This is a genomic window from Gillisella vitis (assembly GCF_001541345.2).
GTDB lineage: Bacteria > Pseudomonadota > Alphaproteobacteria > Rhizobiales > Rhizobiaceae > Allorhizobium > Allorhizobium vitis.
In genome coordinates this window covers 198,871-217,524 of sequence record NZ_LMVL02000003.1, presented here as the reverse complement: position 1 = coordinate 217,524, position 18,654 = coordinate 198,871, and the positions used below count along the sequence as shown (strand labels likewise).

General features: G+C 59.9%; 18 protein-coding genes. 8 read left to right on the top strand and 10 right to left on the bottom strand.

Annotation, left to right across the window (positions count from 1 at the left end):
* Positions 1 to 65: 65 nt before the first annotated feature.
* The 5 genes from ASB66_RS11085 (at position 66) to ASB66_RS11065 (ending at position 5,458) form a co-directional block, all read left to right on the top strand.
* Positions 66 to 1,478 carry a multicopper oxidase family protein gene (locus ASB66_RS11085; RefSeq protein WP_060715822.1) on the top strand — a complete coding sequence of 471 codons (1,413 nt, stop codon included), beginning with the start codon at positions 66 to 68 and terminating at the stop codon, positions 1,476 to 1,478.
* Between the two features lie 251 nt (positions 1,479 to 1,729).
* Entirely contained in the window at positions 1,730 to 2,884 is a 1,155-nt protein-coding gene (rnd, locus tag ASB66_RS11080) for a ribonuclease D (protein ID WP_114386542.1), read from the top strand.
* Positions 2,884 to 3,378 (top strand): GNAT family N-acetyltransferase, encoded by a 495-nt coding sequence (locus tag ASB66_RS11075; protein ID WP_060715824.1) that lies wholly within the window; start codon positions 2,884 to 2,886, stop codon positions 3,376 to 3,378. The genes rnd and ASB66_RS11075 overlap by 1 nt, the downstream gene beginning before the upstream one ends.
* Before the next feature lie 86 nt (positions 3,379 to 3,464).
* Positions 3,465 to 4,442 (top strand): small ribosomal subunit Rsm22 family protein, encoded by a 978-nt coding sequence (locus ASB66_RS11070; protein WP_060715825.1) that lies wholly within the window; start codon positions 3,465 to 3,467, stop codon positions 4,440 to 4,442.
* Entirely contained in the window at positions 4,442 to 5,458 is a 1,017-nt protein-coding gene (locus ASB66_RS11065; protein WP_171430953.1) for a DUF2891 domain-containing protein, read from the top strand. The genes ASB66_RS11070 and ASB66_RS11065 overlap by 1 nt, the downstream gene beginning before the upstream one ends.
* Here ASB66_RS11065 and ASB66_RS11060 read toward each other — a convergent pair.
* Entirely contained in the window at positions 5,442 to 6,803 is a 1,362-nt protein-coding gene (locus tag ASB66_RS11060) for an Nramp family divalent metal transporter (protein ID WP_060715826.1), read from the bottom strand. The two genes, ASB66_RS11065 and ASB66_RS11060, sit on opposite strands and share 17 nt — an antisense overlap.
* 278 nt (positions 6,804 to 7,081) lie before the next feature.
* On the opposite strand from ASB66_RS11060, the gene mntR reads away from it, so the two are divergent.
* Entirely contained in the window at positions 7,082 to 7,576 is a 495-nt protein-coding gene (mntR, locus tag ASB66_RS11055; RefSeq protein ID WP_081088862.1) for a manganese-binding transcriptional regulator MntR, read from the top strand.
* 45 nt (positions 7,577 to 7,621) lie between these two features.
* Here mntR and ppx read toward each other — a convergent pair whose 3' ends face one another.
* The 4 genes from ppx to ASB66_RS11035 all read right to left on the bottom strand — a co-directional run bounded on the left by ppx (position 7,622) and on the right by ASB66_RS11035 (position 13,391).
* A complete protein-coding gene (gene ppx, locus ASB66_RS11050; RefSeq protein ID WP_060715827.1) occupies positions 7,622 to 9,142 on the bottom strand; it encodes an exopolyphosphatase in 1,521 nt (506 codons plus the stop codon).
* A gap of 17 nt (positions 9,143 to 9,159) precedes the next feature.
* Positions 9,160 to 11,364 (bottom strand): RNA degradosome polyphosphate kinase, encoded by a 2,205-nt coding sequence (locus ASB66_RS11045; RefSeq protein WP_060715828.1) that lies wholly within the window; start codon positions 11,362 to 11,364, stop codon positions 9,160 to 9,162.
* Positions 11,365 to 11,528: 164 nt separating this feature from the next.
* Entirely contained in the window at positions 11,529 to 12,251 is a 723-nt protein-coding gene (gene hdaA / locus ASB66_RS11040) for a DnaA regulatory inactivator HdaA (protein ID WP_060715829.1), read from the bottom strand.
* Positions 12,252 to 13,391, bottom strand: coding sequence for an AI-2E family transporter (locus ASB66_RS11035; protein WP_060715830.1), 1,140 nt, complete (start codon positions 13,389 to 13,391; stop codon positions 12,252 to 12,254).
* Between the two features lie 272 nt (positions 13,392 to 13,663).
* On the opposite strand from ASB66_RS11035, the gene purM reads away from it, so the two are divergent.
* Positions 13,664 to 14,737, top strand: a complete 1,074-nt coding sequence (purM, locus tag ASB66_RS11030; RefSeq protein WP_060716025.1) for a phosphoribosylformylglycinamidine cyclo-ligase — start codon at positions 13,664 to 13,666, stop codon at positions 14,735 to 14,737.
* Complete coding sequence (purN, locus tag ASB66_RS11025; protein WP_114386540.1) at positions 14,734 to 15,423, top strand: phosphoribosylglycinamide formyltransferase; 690 nt, start codon at positions 14,734 to 14,736, stop codon at positions 15,421 to 15,423. The genes purM and purN overlap by 4 nt, the downstream gene beginning before the upstream one ends.
* On the opposite strand, the gene ASB66_RS11020 is transcribed toward purN, so the two are convergent.
* From ASB66_RS11020 to blh, 5 genes are read right to left on the bottom strand one after another with little or no spacing between them, the layout of a single operon-like run.
* Positions 15,413 to 16,192, bottom strand: a complete 780-nt coding sequence (locus ASB66_RS11020; protein WP_060715832.1) for a sulfite exporter TauE/SafE family protein — start codon at positions 16,190 to 16,192, stop codon at positions 15,413 to 15,415. The two genes, purN and ASB66_RS11020, sit on opposite strands and share 11 nt — an antisense overlap.
* A complete protein-coding gene (locus ASB66_RS11015; protein ID WP_060715833.1) occupies positions 16,189 to 16,623 on the bottom strand; it encodes a YeeE/YedE family protein in 435 nt (144 codons plus the stop codon). The genes ASB66_RS11020 and ASB66_RS11015 overlap by 4 nt, the downstream gene beginning before the upstream one ends.
* On the bottom strand, positions 16,620 to 17,027 hold the full coding sequence (locus tag ASB66_RS11010; protein ID WP_060716026.1) for a YeeE/YedE family protein: 408 nt from the start codon (positions 17,025 to 17,027) through the stop codon (positions 16,620 to 16,622). Before ASB66_RS11010 ends, ASB66_RS11015 begins: the two co-directional genes overlap by 4 nt.
* Positions 17,027 to 17,371, bottom strand: coding sequence for a sulfite-sensing transcriptional repressor BigR (gene bigR, locus ASB66_RS11005; protein WP_015915547.1), 345 nt, complete (start codon positions 17,369 to 17,371; stop codon positions 17,027 to 17,029). The genes ASB66_RS11010 and bigR overlap by 1 nt, the downstream gene beginning before the upstream one ends.
* Positions 17,365 to 18,651: a bifunctional sulfur transferase/dioxygenase Blh gene (blh, locus tag ASB66_RS11000; RefSeq protein ID WP_114386538.1), complete on the bottom strand. Its 1,287-nt coding sequence runs from the start codon at positions 18,649 to 18,651 to the stop codon at positions 17,365 to 17,367. Before blh ends, bigR begins: the two co-directional genes overlap by 7 nt.
* Positions 18,652 to 18,654: the final 3 nt, after the last annotated feature.

Genomic DNA, 18,654 nt, shown 5'->3' with positions numbered 1-18,654 from the left:
ATATTGCTGATTTCCACAATCAACTTTAAAAGATTTGCGTCCCGTCCGACGCTGGAACCCGCATCATGCCCATTCTCTCCCGCCGCACCCTGTTAAAAGCCTCCGCTGTTGTCGGCGCCTATGGCGCAGGGCTCGGCATTGCCAGCCGCTTCCAGGGCGCACGCATGGCCTTTGCCGCCCCCAAGCCGCTGGAAATCGAGGCGCGGTTTACCTCGGCCAACCTCGACGGCAGCCATGAGACGAAAAAGCTGATGAGCTTTGCTCTTCCTGGCCAGACGGCGGCAATGGCCCCGACCATTCGCATGCGCCGGGGCGAGCCTTTCGCGGCAAAACTGATCAATCATATCGATGATGCCACCACCATTCACTGGCATGGCTTACGGATTCCCAACGCAATGGATGGTGTGCCGTTCCTGACCCAGCCTTATGTTTATCAGGGCGACAGTTTCGATTATGCCTTCACGCCGCCGGATGCGGGCACGTTCTGGTATCACCCGCATTGCAACACGCTAACCCAGATGGCGACGGGCATGACCGGGATGATCGTGGTCGAGGACCCCGATGACCCGGTCTTCGACGCGGAAATCGATCTCAATCTGCGCGACTGGCGGCTGGGCGACGATGGCCAGTTCATCGCGCTATTTAAGCCGCGCGACACCGCCCGGGCCGGGACCTTCGGCACGGTGCGCACCGCCAACTGGCAGGTGGAGCCGCGCTACGATGCGCCTAGCGGCGGCTTTACTCGCGTGCGGATCGTCAATACCGATGTGACGCGGATCTATACGCTGAAGCTGGAAGGCGCGCAGGCGGTGATCGTCGCGCTGGACGGTCAGCCGGTGCCGACGATCCTGCCGTTGGAGCTTGCCATCGTCGCGCCCGGCCAGCGCATGGATATCATCCTGAAAATGCCCGACAGCGAAGGCAGTGAAGCGAGGCTGACCGATATTCGTCCCAGCACGCCGAAAACCGTCGTCAGCTTCCGCGCCACCGGCGCATCCTTGAAACGTGACTTGAAGGACGTGCCGCCGCTAAAGTCCAATCCCTTCGACAAGCCCGATCTCTCATCCGCTCAGCATATTCCGCTAGTGCTTTCCGCCACGGCGGAAAACGGCGCGAAAGAGTCAATCTGCGGCACGCTCGGCTATTCCTTCTGGGCAATCAACAAGGTGACATGGCCGGGCGACACACCGGACCCGACCGCGCCCCTGGCCGAGTTGAAGCTGGGCAAGAGCTATATCTTCGACCTCGTGAACGACACGCCTCACGCCCATCCCATCCATCTGCATGGCATGAACTTCCAGGTGATCGCCTCCAACAACCGCCCTGCCGTACCGCTTGTTTCCGATACCTATCTGGTCATGCCTGATGAAAAGGTTCAGCTGGCTTTCGTGGCCGATAATCCTGGCGACTGGGTTTTGCATTGCCATATCATTGAGCACCAGAAGACTGGCATGACAAGCTATATCCGGGTGGCGTAAAAAGACCCTGTCGCGCCGCATGCCATGGTGCCCGCTTTCGTCCAGAGGTGGAAACATGCCGCCAATCACGGCGGAGCATATTGAATGAAGTGCCTTGCGGCCAGCGTTGCAAGCAGGTCACAAAACCGTCACCTTCCGTGAAAAACCGGGGAGTTTTGAAGCTTGTCAGGCTCAAACCTTGTCATCAACTTGACAACCCCGACACAAGCGGAAAGGAAAGATATGAATTCGAAGAAATATGCCGGGGCCAAATGATTTCCACAACCCAAGATTTAGAAGCCGCTTGCGACAAACTGGCCGGATCTGAATTTATCACCATCGATACCGAGTTCCTGCGCGAAACCACCTTCTGGCCGGAACTGTGCCTGATCCAGATGGCCAGTCCCGATCTGGAAGTCATTGTCGATCCGCTGGCTGATGGGCTCGATCTTGCCCCATTTTTCAAGCTGATGGCCAATGGCGACGTGATCAAGGTGTTTCACGCCGCGCGCCAGGACATCGAAATCATTTTTCACCTCGGCAATCTCATTCCCCATCCGATCTTCGACACCCAGGTCGCGGCCATGGTCTGCGGCTTTGGCGACAGCGTGTCCTATGACCAGCTGGTCCAGAAGATCAAGAATATCCATATCGACAAAAGCTCGCGCTTTACCGACTGGAGCCGCCGTCCGCTCTCGGAAAAGCAGCTGGATTATGCGCTGGCCGATGTCACCCATCTGCGCGATGTCTACCTGACGCTGAAGGCGGAGTTGGAGCGTGAAGGTCGCGCCAGTTGGCTGAGCGAGGAAATGGCCATTCTCGAATCCCGCGACACCTACGACCTGCATCCCGACGACGCCTGGCAACGGCTGAAGATGCGGCTGAGAAAACCGCAGGAACTGATGGTAATGAAGGCCGTCACCGCCTGGCGCGAGCGTGAGGCCCGCGCCCGCAACGTCCCCCGCTCACGGGTGATCAAGGACGACGCCATTTTCGAAATCGCCCAACAGCAGCCCAGGGATGTCGAGGCGCTGGGACGGCTCCGGACCATTCCGAAGGGTTGGGAGCGCTCAACGCCGGGTGGCGCGATCATCGAGGCGGTCAATGCCGCTCTGGCGATCCCCAAGGCAGAATGGCCGCAGGTCCAGCGCCAGAACCACGTACCGGAAGGCACGGCACCGGCGGTGGAACTGCTCAAGGTGCTGCTGCGCCTGACCTGCGAACAGCATGGCGTCGCCGCAAAGATGATTGCCAATACCGACGACCTGGAAAAGATTGCCGTTGAGGGCGAACAGGCCGATGTGCAGGCTATGCGCGGCTGGCGGCGTGATCTGTTCGGCGAATCGGCGCTAAAGCTGATCAATGGCGGGGTTGCGCTGCGCTTCGTCGGCAAGAAGATCGAAGCCGTCGAATTTATCGAACCCTGATGGTGTCGCTGCGCGCGGCCACAGAAAGTGATATCGGGTTCATGATGTCGGCGGAGCGCCAGCCCGGCTACGACCTGCTGGTCGGTCGGTTCAGCGCGGCGGAACACCTTGCCAATCTCAATGATCCGGCGAAGGCCTATCGGATCGCCGTGTCGCCGGGGGGCGAACCGCTCGGCTTCGTGTTGTTCCGCGACATCAACGATCCGCAGGATAATCTCTATATCAAGCGCGTCGTGGTCGCCGCGCCCGAAAAGGGAACCGGCACAGCGATGATGCGGCTTGCGCTCACCTGGGCATTCACCACCACCTCCGCCTACCGGATCTGGCTGACCCACATACCGAATAACCGGCGCGCCCACGCGCTTTACAGCAAGCTTGGCTTTCAGCAGGAAGGCGTGCTGCGCGAGGCCTATGGCCACCGTCAGGACCAACGCGGCGATCTGGTGCAGATGTCACTGCTGAAACCGGAATGGGACAGCGTAACGTCAGGCTGATAAGACAGATCTTGCCTCACAGTCCGTTCAAGGATCGCCGCTGACCGTCACTGCTTCCCAACTCTTCAAACTGCCGGACCCTTACCTTGGAACTCCCCTCTCCGTTGAAAAGCGCCGTCGAGCGGCTGTTGGAAAACCAGCCGCTGGCACCCCTGATGAAGGCTGCCGAGCGCCTGTCGCAGCGTTACCGCAAGGAAGTGCGCGACGGACAGTTGCATATCAGCGATGATCTCGCCGCCCGCGCCTATCTGGCTGCCCGCCTGCCCGCCACCTTTGCCGCCGTCAGGGCGGCTATGGACATGGTGGCCGAAGTGCAGGCGGATTTTGCACCCAGAACCCTAAGCGACTTCGGCTCCGGCCCCGGCACCGCGCTTTGGGCCGCCGCCGATTGCTGGCCGCAATTGGAACAGGCGACGCTGATCGAGGCCAGCCCCGCCATTCGCGCCATCGGCAAAAGCCTGTCGCAGGCCCTGCCCTTTGCATGCGACTGGCAGGCGGGCGATCTCACCAAGACCCTGCCGCCTATGGCTCCTGCCGATCTGGTGACGCTTGCCTATGTGCTTGATGAATTACCCATCGATGCGGTGGCAAGCATGACGGCAAAGCTCTGGGCCTTGACCGCGGGCACGATCATCATTGTCGAGCCCGGCACGCCAGCCGGTTGGCAGCGGATCGTCACGGCGCGGCAGGCACTTCTCGACGCGGGCGCCCATCTGCTTGCACCCTGCCCTCACCAGCAGCTCTGTCCGATCGTCAGTCCGGACTGGTGTCACTTTTCAAGGCGCGTTGCCCGTTCCCGCCTGCATCGGCAAGTGAAACAAGGCGAAGTGCCGTGGGAAGACGAAAAGTACATTTTCATCGCTGCCTCGCGCCAGCCTGTGGCCTTATCTGGTGCACGGGTCTTGTTGCCGCCCCGGCTTGCCAGCGGCATGGTGAAGCTGAAACTGTGCCAAGGCAATGGAACGGCAGAGGAAACTACTCTCAGCCGCCGTGATGGCGCGCTGTTCAAGGCGGCGCGAAGGGCCGATTGGGGTGACTTGCTGATCGCCGAGGAGGAAGATTGATGGCCATGCCGCAGAGAATGCTGGATATCGAGACGGCGAACCGTTTTGCCGTGATTGCCCTTGACCATGTCACCAGGGAATATCCCAATCACATCATGCATGTGTTCGATGGACCGGAGGCTGACATCACGCCCTCGGCCCTGCATCCGGTGTTCTACGGCAGTTTCGACTGGCATTCCTGCGTGCATGGCTATTGGATGCTGGCGCGGCTGCTCAGGCTTTTCCCCAGCATGCCATCGGCACCGGCCATCCGTGACCTGTTCGATACCATGCTGGTGGCAGAAAACATCGCCGGAGAGTGCTGCTATTTCGACAGGCCGTCATCGCGCGGCTATGAAAGGCCCTATGGCTGGGGCTGGCTTCTGGCGCTTGCCGCCGAATTGGCGGGTCATGAAAAGCCGGATTGGGCGCAGGCCTTGCTGCCGCTGACCCAACGGATCGTCGCACGCTTTGAGGCATTCTTGCCGCTGGCGACCTATCCGGTTCGGGTCGGTACTCATTATAATACTGCTTTTGCCCTACGGCTGGCCGCAGACTATGGGCAAGTCTCCGGCAATTCCGCATTCCTGACGCTTCTTGAGCAAACGGCTAGGCGCTGGTATGGCGACGACCACACTTGCACGGCCTGGGGAGAGCCATCCGGCGACGAATTCCTGTCCTCGTCGCTGATCGAGGCCGAATGCATGCGTCGGCTTCTGCCACGTGAGGAATTTTCCACCTGGCTGTCGCGTTTCCTGCCAGATCTCGCCCGGGGCGAGCCTGCGCATCTGATGCAGCCGGCCAATGTTTCCGACCGCAGCGATGGCAAGATCGCCCATCTGGATGGGCTAAACCTCAGCCGGGCCTGGTGCTTTTATGCGCTGGCGGCGCCGCTGGTAGATCAAGATGCCAGCCTTGTGCTTACCCAAGCCGCCGAGCGACATCTCGATGCCGCTCTCTCCCATGTGGCGGGCGACTATATGGGCGAGCATTGGTTGGCAAGCTTTGCCGTGCTGGCGCTTACACAGCCCCGCTGAAGACATCCCAGAGCAGTTTGAGATTGAGCGCGATGATGATCGCAGCAATCACCCAGGCCAGGGCCGCCGTCCAGCGGGAAATGACGAACGACCCCATCTTGCGCTTGTCGCTGACGAATTGCACCAGCGGCACGACGGCAAAGGGCAATTGCATAGACAAGATGACCTGACTGAGCACCAGCAGCTCTGCCGTTCCCTTATTGCCGTAAAGCCAGGTGACGATCACCACAGGAATGATCGCCAGACAGCGGGTCAGCAGACGGCGCGCCCAATTGGGGATGGTCAGCCGCAGGAACCCTTCCATGACGATCTGCCCGGCCAGCGTTGCCGTGACGGTGGAATTGATGCCGGAGGCGAGCAGCGCCACGGCAAACAGGGTGGAGGCAAGGCCGAAGCCCAGAAGCGGTGACAGCAATTGATGCGCCTGCTCGATTTCCGCCACATCGGTGCGGCCATTGGCATGAAAGACCACGGCAGCGATAATCAGGATCGAGGCATTGACGAACAGCGCCAGCATCAGCGCAATCGTGCTGTCCAGCGTCGCCCATTTGATCGCATCCTTGCGGCCCCGGTCATTGCGCTCATAGGCGCGGGTCTGGACGATGGAGGAATGCAGGTAGAGATTATGCGGCATGACCGTCGCGCCGATAATGCCGATGGCGACATAGAGCATTTCGCGATTGGTTATCACTTCGGTGGACGGAATGAACCCCGACAGGATCTCGGCGACTGGCGGTTGGGCCGCGATGATCTGCGCCATAAAACACAGGGCGATAATCGTCAGCATCGACACCACGAAAGCTTCCAGGAAGCGGAACCCCTTGTTCATCAACATCAAAAGCAGAAACGTATCGAGCGCAGTGATCAAAGCGCCGCCGATCAGGGGAATGCCGAACAGCAATTGCAGGGCGATGGCCGTGCCGATCACTTCCGCCAGATCGCAGGCGATGATCGCCACTTCGCACGCCAGCCACAGACAGATGCGCACCGGCGGCGAATAATGATCGCGGCAGGCCTGGGCGAGATCCCGCCCGGTGGCAATGCCAAGCCGGGCTGACAGCGCTTGCAACAGGATCGCCATTAGATTGGAAATCATGATGACCGACAACAGCGTATAGCCGAACTGCGACCCACCGGCGATATCCGTCGCCCAATTGCCGGGGTCCATATAGCCAACCGAAATCATGTAGCCCGGCCCGGCAAAGGCCATCAGCTTGCGCATCCAGGAGCCGATCTTCGGCACATGGATAGAGGCATGTACTTCCGGCAGACTGGCGCGGTCGTCGCCCGGCCGCGCAAAACTCCACGACCCTTTGGGGGCCGGACTGGTTTCCAATTTCGACATAAGTGCCCGTAGCCTGTTTTTTATTGCGATTAATTCGCAACAATCTGCGCCGGTTTTTTTAATTATGCAATAGGCTATATTCTATTGCTTTGGCTCTATTCGAAGGCTCTGACCAAGGGGCGACACCCCACAATTCGGTGTCTTTATCGAAGCCTGACAGACTCTGGCCATCAAGGCCAAGACTTGCTACTGCATTGTTTCGCCCGAACCAGGCACAGCACCCGGTTGCGCCCAAAATGGCGCAGGGCGAACGAGCAATTGAACACGAGGACCAGCATTTGGCGCGCATATCTCCTTCAAAGCCCCGTACCGGCTCCCTGCCGGATGCCGATGCCCATTCCGAAGGGTTCCGGCAGGCGCGCGAGGCGCAGCGCAGCGCGCTGGTGGAGGACTATGTCGAACTGATCGCCGATCTGATCGCTGAAGGTCAGGAAGCCCGGCAGGTGGATATCGCCCAACGGCTCGGCGTCGCCCAGCCGACCGTGGCCAAAATGCTGGCTCGACTGACCGAAGGTGGGCTGATTTCCCGCAAACCCTATCGCGGAGTCTTCTTGACAGAGGCCGGTCAAAAACTGGCCCAGGAAAGCCGGGAGCGGCATGAAACCGTCGAGGATTTTCTAAAAATGCTTGGCGTTTGCGAAAAGACCGCCCGGATCGACGCCGAAGGCATCGAGCACTATGTCAGCGCTGAAACGCTCGCGGCTTTTCGCAAGGCATTGGCTGAGGGCGTGCCGTTGTCATTGGCAAAGACGCCAGACATCAGTGAGCGATAGAGTATTCCTGAACGGAAAACCGCGTCGCACTTTTTCTGGACCGGATCACTCAAACCGAAATGCCAGCCGCTTGCCGGTCAGTTTCGACAATTGCTGCAAACGTCCGTCCAGTCGCTCACCGGCAAAATCGTGATAGTCCTTCGGCACCACGAATTCGAGGTCGAGGTCCGTCCGCTTTGAGCGTTCAAACGTCAGGTGATGGACCACGCCAGGCATCGAGGCGGAAAACAGATAGACGACGCGCAGCAGCCCACCCAACAGCTTTGCCCGGTCCAGCAGTCTCTGCGTGGCGATGGTGGCAAGCGGTCCGGTCTGCCCATCATCGTGCAGGCCTTCGAAACGGTAGTAATTGCTTAGCGCTATAAAAGCCCGGCCCGGGTGGCTGATGCCGACAAAGGAGGAGTGGGCAATCAGGTTCAGCGCCTGCAAGCCGCGGTAATCGGGATGGGCGCGCCAGCTCAGATCAGCCAGAAGGCATGCGGCCTGACGATAGCGTGCCTCTTCCTCGGTCTCCACGACATCGAAAAATGGCATCATCGCGCCGGACCATTGCGCAAGCTCACGCGCATGTTCCGGCGAGCGGGCGCGCAGGATTGCCAATTCGTCGGCAGCTTCCAGCAATGGGTCCAGCGCCCGAATCTCGTCCGACAGCTTGGAATAAAGATAGCCCTCACGCACGCCTTGCGCGGAAAAGCAGACACGGGCGGGCTGCATGACCTCCAGCACTTCGCGAAGAGCAACCGCGCCAAAAGGGATCAATGTGCGGCGGCTCTTGGAGACCGTTTGCCAGGCCGGTGCGCGGGCACTGACACCGGTAATGATCTCATCGAGAAACTGCATCATCTCGGCTGTGGACACTTCATAGCCCTGCATCATGTGCAAGGGATAATTGCGGATTTCCATATGCAGCTTGGCAATGTTGCGCCATGTGCCGCCGACCGCATAAAATGTCCGACCCTGACCGTTTTTCAAAAGGCTGGCGGAACGCACCTGCTTACGGGTAAAGCTCGCCGCCTTTTCAAGGGAGCCTTCCGACTGTTCCGATAGCCGCAAGCCGCCGAGCGGCAGGGTAATACCCTTGCCGATTACCTGCCCCTTGACATCGACCAGCTCAAGGGATCCACCGCCCAGATCACCGGCAATGCCATCCGGGTCGTGAAAGCCGCTGATGATGCCATAGGCGGAATAGAGCGCCTCTTCCTCGCCGGTCAGCACTTCAATTTTATGGTCGAGAATCGCTTCGGCCTCGGCGATGAACGCGGGACCGTTTTGAGCCTCGCGTGCAGCCGCCGTTGCCAGAACATGCATGGAGACCGCACGGGCCTGCTGCGACAAAGCGTGAAAACGCCTCAGCGCCAAAAGCGCGCGCCTGACACCTTCTTCGTCCATCCTGCCGGTTTTGGCGAGCCCCTTGCCCAGGCCGCACAGCACCTTCTCGTTGAAGAGAATGGCAGGCGCCCGCGACAGGCCCTCGTAGATGACAAGACGAATGGAATTCGAACCGATATCGACAACGGAAACAGGGGAAATTCCGGGGAGGCGCCCCTGCGCTTCGGATTGGGTCATGCTATTCCAGTTTGCGTTCAGCTCTTGCGACCGGAAACAACCCCGGCGATCAGCTTCGGCGCACTCGATTTCAACGCCTCACCTCGCCCTGACAGGCTGGGATTAGTCATGAAATACTGCTGCGCGTTAAAAGGTTCCTCCCCCGCACGCACATCGATGCGCCTCGACGTTCCATCGGGCAATATCTCGTAGCTCTGCTGGTTGTCAATCAGATTGCCCAGCATGATCTGTGAGAGAACCTGTTCATGCACGGTCGGATTGACCAGCGGCACCAAGGTTTCGACCCGTCGATCAAGATTGCGCGGCATCATATCGGCCGAGCCGATATAGACAAGCGCCTTTTCGGAGGGCAGACGATGGCCGTTGCCGAAGCAGAAAATCCGGCTGTGCTCGAGGAAACGTCCGATAATCGACTTGACCCGGATATTCTCCGAGAGACCCGCCACTTGCGGCCGCAGGCAGCAGATGCCGCGAATGACCAGATCCACCTCAACGCCGGCGCGGCTGGCGCGGTAGAGCGCATCGATGATCTCAGGATCGACCAGCGAATTCATCTTCATCCAGATGCCGGACGGCTTGCCATCCTTGGCATTGCTGGTTTCTTCCTCGATATGGCGCAGAATGCGCGAACGCATCGTGTAGGGAGACACCGCCAGCTTCATGTTTTCCTCCGGCTCGCCATAGCCGGTGATGAAGTTGAAGACATTGGCCATGTCGTGAGCAATCTTCGGATTGCAGGTGAAGAACGACAGGTCCGTATAGATTTTCGCAGTAATCGGGTGATAGTTGCCGGTGCCGAGATGGCAATAGGTCCTGAGCTTGCCGTCTTCACGGCGCACCACCATGGACATCTTGGCATGGGTCTTCAGTTCGATGAAGCCGAACACCACCTGCACACCAGCCCGCTCCAGGTCGCGTGCCCAGCGGATATTGGCCTCTTCGTCAAACCGCGCCTTCAACTCCACCAGCGCCGTCACCGATTTTCCGGCATCGGCGGCATCGATCAGGGCGCGGACAATCGGGCTATCGTTGGAAGTACGGTAAAGCGTCTGCTTGATGGCCAGCACGTCGGGATCGCGGGCAGCCTGGAGCAGGAACTGCACCACGACATCGAAGCTTTCATAGGGGTGATGGACCACCATGTCCTTCTCGCGGATGGCCGCCAGGCAATCGCCCATATGCTCACGAACACGTTCCGGGAAACGGGCATTGTAAGGCTCAAACCGCAAATCTTCACGCGGGGCCTTGGTGATTTCAGAGATAGTATTCAGCGCCAACAGCCCCGGCAGAACCGCGACGCGGTTATCAGGCACATTCAATTCCTGCACCACGAACTGGCGCAGCGCCGCTGGCATTTCCGAATCGGTTTCGATGCGGATCACCTTGCCGCGACGACGGCGTTTCAGGGCGGTTTCGAAAAACCGAACCAGATCTTCGGCCTCTTCCTCAACCTCGATATCGCTGTCGCGGATGATGCGGAACGTGCCGTAACCCTTGACCTCATAACCTGGATAGAGCCGGTGGATGAACATGCCGACCACATCTTCGAGCGTGATGTAGCGGATGGTGTTCTTGTCGTCGGGCAGGCGAATGAAGCGGTCCAGCGCAGTCGGCAGGCGCAGCAGTGCCGTCATTGGCTCCTTGCCGTGCAGGCTTTCCAGTTGCAGCCCCATGGAAAAGCCGAGATTGGGAATGAAGGGGAACGGATGGGCCGGATCGATGGACAGCGGCGTCAGGACAGGAAAGATCGACTGCTCGAATTCGGTCCCCAGCCAGAGGCGATCTTCCTCGGAAAGAGCCGAGGGCCGAACAATCAGAATGTCTTCCTTGGCGAGATATTGCTGCAAGACGGCCAGCGAGGCCTGCTGTTCCATTTGCAGATTGTCGATTTCCTTGAGGATATCTTCCAGCTGCTCGACTGGTGTGCGTCCGTCCGGGCTTTTGATGACGATGCCCTGGCGCACCTGGCCTTCCAGCCCGGCGACGCGCACCATGAAAAACTCATCCAGGTTGGCGGCGGAAATCGATAGGAAGCGCACACGCTCCAGCAGCGGATGGGCGGTGTTCAGGGTTTCCTCAAGCACCCGCCGATTGAATTGCAGCCAGGAAAATTCGCGATTGATGAAGCGATGCGGGCTGGAGAGCAATTCCTCGCGCGCGACCTCTTCTCCCGCCAGGATAACCGTTTCCTGAGATACCGCCGATTCCGTTACCGATTCCATTGTTCCCGCCTTCGTTTTCAATGCCTTCCGGCATATAAAGGTTGGCGCATCATTCATGATACACCAGCCCCTTCCACCCGATAAACTACACGCCACCCTGAAACGGTTTCCGAGTCAGAGACTTGCCCCACTATACCAGCAACGCGACGTTCCTGTGACAGGCTCTAACGATCCAAGGCAAAGGCGCTGTCCAGAACCTCCGCCGCCAGCGCCCGCGAAATTTTGACACGCCGCGCCAGTGCCAACCGGTCAAGGTGCTCGACCACGGTCTGAGCGGCTGCCAGCGACCGTTCCATACGCTGAACGATATAATCGACGACCCGTTCGTCAATCGCCAATTGACGGTCGGCAAACAGCTTGACGATAACCTGTGACAGCAAGGCCTCGTCCGGCTCGCCGATTTCAACCAGGGTCGCGGCCTTCAGCCGGGAGCGCAGATCGGCCAGCTTGACCGGCCAGGACAACGGCCAGGTGCGCGAGGTAATCAACAGGCTCGTCCCATGCTGCTTGACGCTGTTGATCACATGAAACAGCTCGACCTCGTCGAAATCCACCCGGTCGGCATCTTCAAACAGCACCGCCCCCTTGGATGCGGTCATGGAGGCATCCGCCCCGGACAAAGGCAGAATATCGACAGCCCCACTTTGCGCCCGCCAGATTTCCGCCAGATGCGATTTGCCGGAGCCTTCCGGCCCCGACAGAATCACCACCGGCGACGGCCAATTGGGCCACGCATCGACAACGGACACGGCAGCTGCCAGCCGGCCGGAGACCAGCAGGTCATCACGGCCCGATGCCGGCCTGTGGCCCAAGGCGAGCGGCAATTGTTCGCCCGTTTTGCCGTCATATGCTGGGCGTCGGGCCGCTGTCTTGTCGATGTCACGCATTTACGTCTCTGAAATGACGGGAGGGCGGACGTCCTTGATCACGGTCGCCTCCTCACCATAGTATAGATCGCTGTCAAGATATCGCCGCACGGCAAAGCGAACAAGCACACCAACCGCCGCCGCGCAGGGAACCGCGACCAGAACCCCCAGAAAACCGAAGAGCGAGCCGAAGGCGAACATCGCAAACATCAGCCAGACCGGATGCAGGCCGACGCTGGAGCCGACCAGCTTGGGCTGAAGGACATTGCCTTCCAGAAATTGGCCGGTAAAGAAGAATACGCCTGTGATGACCACCCAGAGATAGTCCGGCCAGAACTGCACCGCTGCCATGCCGAGCGCCAGAATAAGACCAACGGATGAGCCGACATAGGGAATGAAGCTGATCATGCCGGTGAAAAACCCGATCAGCAGGCCGAAATTCAAACCGATCAGCGACAAGCCGACCGCGTAATAAATGCCGAGGATGAGGCAGAGCGAGCCCTGACCACGGACGAAACCGGCAATGGTCCGGTTCATTTCGCGGGCGATTTCCCGCACGGCGCCGACCTGGTTGCGCGGAATGAGGCTATCCAGCTTGGCCATCATCCGGTCCCAGTCGAGCAGAAGATAGAAGGCGACAACAGGGGTCACCACCAGCAGGGAGATGATATCAAGCAGCGCCTTGCCGGAATTCCACAATTGCGACAGAAGCGTGCCGATAAAGCCCGCTCCTTCCGCCAGATAGCGGGAAAAATTGCCCTTGATCGCCGCCATCTGGGTGCTCACCTGGCCATTCAGCCATTTCGGCACCCAGGATGCGTTGGATTTGGCAATCAGCGCCTGCAACTGGCTGACATAATCGGGAATATTGGTGATGAAGTCATTGAGCTGGGTGACGAGGACCGGAATGATGATCACCAGCGACAACACGAAGATCACCACGAAAGACACCAGGATCAGCACCGTCGCCATCATCCGTGACAGGCCCAGCCGCTCCAGCCGGTCGGCGACCGGATCGAGAAAATAGGCGAGCGCCATGCCAGCCACGAAGGGCAGCAGAATGGAGCTGAAGGTCAGCAAAAAGGCGATGACCACCGCCAGCGTGCCGATGCCGAAAAGAACCTGCCGCCAGAAAACGGGGCCGCTGACGCGCTTGATCATGACTTACTGTCCTTCCCGGCGGATTGCCTTTTTGCAAACTGGATATGCGGGCCGCAACAGGCCATCCTATCATCATGCCGATGAACATGAGATAGGATGGTGTTTCGTCAAGGGTCAAGGTGGCGCGACCGCAATTCGCATATGCAGCCACCACAGTCCTTGGAAAACGATGAAAAAGCGGCAGTTTCCAGCCCTTGCGCTTGCATCGCGGCCCCACCCATGCCATGGCGGGCGAAATGAGCCAAACCCTGCCAACCAGCGGAGACGAACGGATGAGCCAGTCGGGGAAAAACGGTCTGACCTATAGCGATGCAGGCGTCGATATCGATGCGGGCAATCTTCTGGTCGAAAAGATCAAGCCTGCGGTTCGCTCCACCCGCCGCCCCGGCGCCGATGGCGAGATCGGCGGCTTCGGCGGATTGTTCGACCTGAAGGCGGCAGGCTTTACCGATCCGATCCTGGTCGCGGCCAATGACGGCGTCGGCACCAAGCTGAAGATTGCCATCGACGCGGGCCTGCATGACACAGTCGGCATCGATCTCGTTGCCATGTGCGTCAACGATCTCGTCGTCCAGGGTGCCGAACCCCTGCTGTTTCTCGATTATTACGCCACCGGCAAGCTCGATCCCGACCAGGGCGCTGCTATCGTCGGCGGCATTGCGGCGGGCTGCCGCGAAGCAGGCTGCGCGCTAATCGGCGGCGAGACCGCTGAAATGCCCGGCATGTATTCCGGCGGCGATTACGATCTGGCCGGTTTTGCGGTCGGTGCCGCCGAGCGCGGTGAGCTTCTGCCTGCGGGTGATATTGCCGAGGGCGACGTCATTCTGGGGCTTGCCTCATCCGGCATCCATTCCAACGGTTTTTCGCTGGTGCGCAAGATCGTTGAGCTTTCAGGGCTTGGCTGGGACGCACCGGCACCGTTTGCGGAAGGCACAACGCTTGGCGCGGCCCTGCTGACCCCGACCCGCATCTATGTGAAGCCGCTGTTGAAGGCTATCCGCGAGACCAAGGCCCTGAAGGCACTGGCGCATATTACCGGCGGTGGTTTTCCCGAGAATATTCCGCGCGTCCTGCCCAAGCATCTGGCCGCTGAAATCGACCTCGGTTCCATTACGGTTCCGGCGGTGTTTTCCTGGCTGTCGAAAACCGGTGGCGTGGCACAGAATGAAATGCTGCGCACCTTCAACTGCGGCGTCGGCATGATCGTCGTGGTCGCAGCCGAAAACGCCGACGCGGTCACCGCTGCTCTCAAAGCCGAAGGCGAAACCGTCGCCCGTCTCGGCCGGATGATTTCCCGTGAGGAAGGCGCGCCCGGCACTGTGTATAAGGGAACGCTTGGCCTATGAGTTCGGCACCTTCATCGGCGGTCGAAAGGCCATCTCACGCCAAAAAGCGTGTCGCCGTGCTGGTTTCCGGCAGCGGCTCCAATATGGTGGCGCTGGCCAAGGCCTGTGAAGCGGCGGATTACCCGGCGGAAATTGTTGCCGTGTTCTCCGACAAGCCGGAGGCTGGCGGTCTGGCCAAGGCCAGCGATCTCGGCATTTTCGCTGCCGCGTTTCCCCGTAAGGACTATGCCAGCAAGGCGGACCACGAAGCCGCCATTCTGGCCGCGCTGGATCAGGTACAGCCCGATCTGATCTGTCTTGCCGGTTATATGCGGCTGCTGTCGGGCGATTTCATCCGTCGCTATCAGGGCCGCATTCTCAACATTCACCCGTCGCTTCTGCCGCTGTTTCCGGGTCTCCACACCCACCAGCGGGCGCTGGATGCCGGGATGAAGATTGCCGGTTGCACCGTGCATTTCGTCACTGAAGGCATGGACGAAGGGCCAATTGTCGCCCAGGCCGCCGTACCCGTATTGCCAACCGATACCGCCGAGACGCTGGCCACCCGCACCCTGACGGTAGAGCATCGCATCTACCCGGTCGCCCTGCAGCTGGTGGCAGGCGGCACCGTCACCATGCTGGAAGACGGTCAAATCGAGCGCTCCGGCTTTGTCGCGGATGCTGAGGCGCGGTTGCTCAGCGCGTAAACATCGCTCCGGAGCTTTTGTAGATTACATAGAAGGCAACCAGAAAAATCATCGCCGCAAACATCCGGTTGAGGGTGTTTTTATGCGCGCCGAGCCGTGTTGCCGAGAGGGTGCCGACAATCCCACCTAGTAGACCGCCCAAAATGAATTCCGCCGCCAAAGCCCAATCCACCAGACCTGACAGTGCATAGTTCGCAGCCGTTGCCAGCCCGAATGCCGTGACCGCCAGAAGCGATGTGCCAACCGCATTGATCATTGGCATGCCCGTCGCAAGCATCAGCCCCGGAACGATCAGGAATCCACCGCCAATCCCGAAAAAGCCGGAGGCGGCACCCGATACCAGTGCCACAAGCGCCGTCGTCAGACACATGCGGAGATCCACCGGCCTTGGAGCGGTAGTCACCGCTTTTCTGGGCCGCAGCATCCATACGCCGACCACCAGCATGACGATGCCGAACAGCAGAAGGAGTCTCGTGCCATCCATCGCCTTGCCAAGCGAGGACCCGGCCAGCGCGCCGACGACGCCCAGTGCTGCAAACACCGCGCCGCAGCGCCAGCGGACATTGCCTTTCAGGGCATGGCTGGCAAAATTGATAAGAGCATTGGCCGATACCGCCAGGGCGCCGGTACCGATGGCCACATGCGGTTGCGATACGCCAACCACATAGAGCAGCAGCGGGGTCGCCAGGATAGACCCGCCTCCCCCAAGCAGGCCAAGCGTGAAACCGACCAACCCGCCGGAACCGATAGCCGCAAAAAGCGTGTTCATCGGCTGCGTCCCGCCAGGAAGCGATCATGCACGACCATGCCGATCACCATCGCAGCGACGAAGATCAGGCTTTCACCATAGCCGAGCGGCAAAGCCGCCAGCGCCGGACCGGGACAGAACCCTCCAAGGCCCCAACCGATCCCAAAAATGGCCGAGCCTGCCACCAGCGGCAAATCGATGCGGGTTGCGGTCGGCATGGCGAAACGATCCGCCAGCACGGGACGAGCCATACGGCGCACAAGCACCATGCCCGCGAAAGCGGTGACAACAGCACCGCCCAGCACGAAGATCAGACTCGGGTCCCAGACGCCGAAAATATCGAGAAAACCTTGAACGCGGGCCGGGTCCAACATGCCGGACAAGGACAGGCCGAAGCCGAAGAGAAGACCGGATAGAAGCGCGGCGCCAGCCTGCAAGGGGACAGTTTTCATAAGCTGCCCCTCATGACTGTCACCGTGATAATGCCGGTGAAGAGAAAGGTGACGACCGCGACGAAGGAGCGCGGCGACAGTCTCGCCAGGCCCAGAACGCCATGGCCGCTGGTGCAGCCGGACCCCATGCGGGAGCCGAAGCCCACCAATAACCCGGCAAGGACCGCCAATGGCAGGCTGGCCGTCATCGTCACCTTTGGCCATGCTCCGAACAGGGTGAGGAAAAGGATGGGGCCAAGCATCAACCCAACAACAAATGCGCCATTGATAGCGGTGCTGGCCCCCTGGGCCAAACGGCCGACAATGCCGCTGATACCGGCGATGCGGCCTGTCATCACCAGAAACAGAATGGCGGAGGCACCAATCATCACGCCGCCGACGAGCGAAAGAAGATAGGTCTGAATCATGCCTCATCCTCCGCACAGAAAATCGTGAACAGGGCAGCAATCAACCGCTGGGTCTTCGCCTCCGTCAGGCGATAGAATATCTGCTTGCCCTCACGCCGGGTCTCGACGATCCCGGCCTCCCGGAGCACGGTGAGCTGCTGCGACAGGGTCGGCTGGTGAATATCCAGCTTTTCCTCCAGCTCACCCACTGACCATTCACCCTCGACCAGCGTGCAGACCAGCATGAGGCGCACCGGGTGGGCGAGCGTTTTCAAATGCCCGGCCACTTCATCAGCGCGCTCTTCCATCGCCTTCGGCGTCATGCCGGCGCGGCGTTTGATCTCAGCAAACGGATCTACCATGCAGCCCCCTCCAGAACATTAAGCGGAATTTTAAGATAGCGGCGGCCATTGTCTTCCGGCTCCGGCAACCGGCCGCCACGAACATTCACCTGCAAGGCATGCAGAATCAGCTTCGGCATCGGCAGCGTGCGGTCGCGAGCCTGACGCAGGGCGACGAACCCGGCCTCATCCGTATTGGCCAGATGCGGATTGGCGGCCTTCTGCGCTGCGACGGTGCTTTCCCAACGCGGATTGCGCCCGCCCGGCTGATAGTCATGACCAGTGAAAATCCTGGTGTCGTCAGGCAGGGCCAGAATATCCTGCATGGATTGCCACAGCATATGCGCATCGCCACCGGGAAAATCCGCCCTTGCCGTACCGCTGTCGGGCATGAACATCGTGTCATGCACAAAGGCCGCATCGCCAATGACATAAGTGACGGAAGCCAGCGTATGACCCGGCGAAAACATCACCTTCGCCTCGATAGAGCCGAGCTTGAAGGTCTCACCATGGCTGAACAGCCGATCCCATTGCGACCCATCGGTTTTCAGCGCCGGCCAATTGTAGATGCCCTTCCACAGGGCCTGCACATCAATGACATGCGCACCGATTGCCGTCGGCGCACCGGTCTTGTCCTTCAGATAGTCGGCAGCAGAAAAATGATCGGCATGGGGATGGGTTTCGAGAATCCAGGCAATCGTCAGCCCCTCGTCCTTGATGTAGCGAAGGATGCGGTCAGCATTGTCGGTCGAGGTCTGGCCGGATTTCTCATCGTAATCCAGTACCGGATCGACAATGGCGCAGACCTTCGTTGCGGGGTCGGACACCACATATTGGACGCTCCAGGTGCGCGGATCGAAGAAGCCCTTGACCTGCGGCCGACGCTCGGCCCGGCGATTGAGCCAGACGACGGCAGCGCTCAAATCCATGCCATGGGCGGCACCGAAAGATGAGACCTCGTCCACACTCATGCGACCATCGAGGACTTCGACCAGAACATGCAGGGTCAGCGCCCGCAAGCCGCTACGGCAATGGGCAAAGACCTTAAGCTTGCCTTGAGACGCTGCCCGGAACGCCTCCACGTCAGCCTCGGTGACATCGGCCATAGTGACCGGGATGAAATGATAGTCCAGCCCGGCCCTGTCCGCGGCCTCACCTTCGGCCTTCGTACCAGGGGCTCCTTCTTCAGCATCAGGGCGTAGGTTGATGAGCGTGGTGAACCCATCGGTCGCCAGCGCGGCAATCTCGTCCATGGATGGTTGGCTGGAAATGGTAAATGTATCGGAGATGCGGTTCGGCATGGT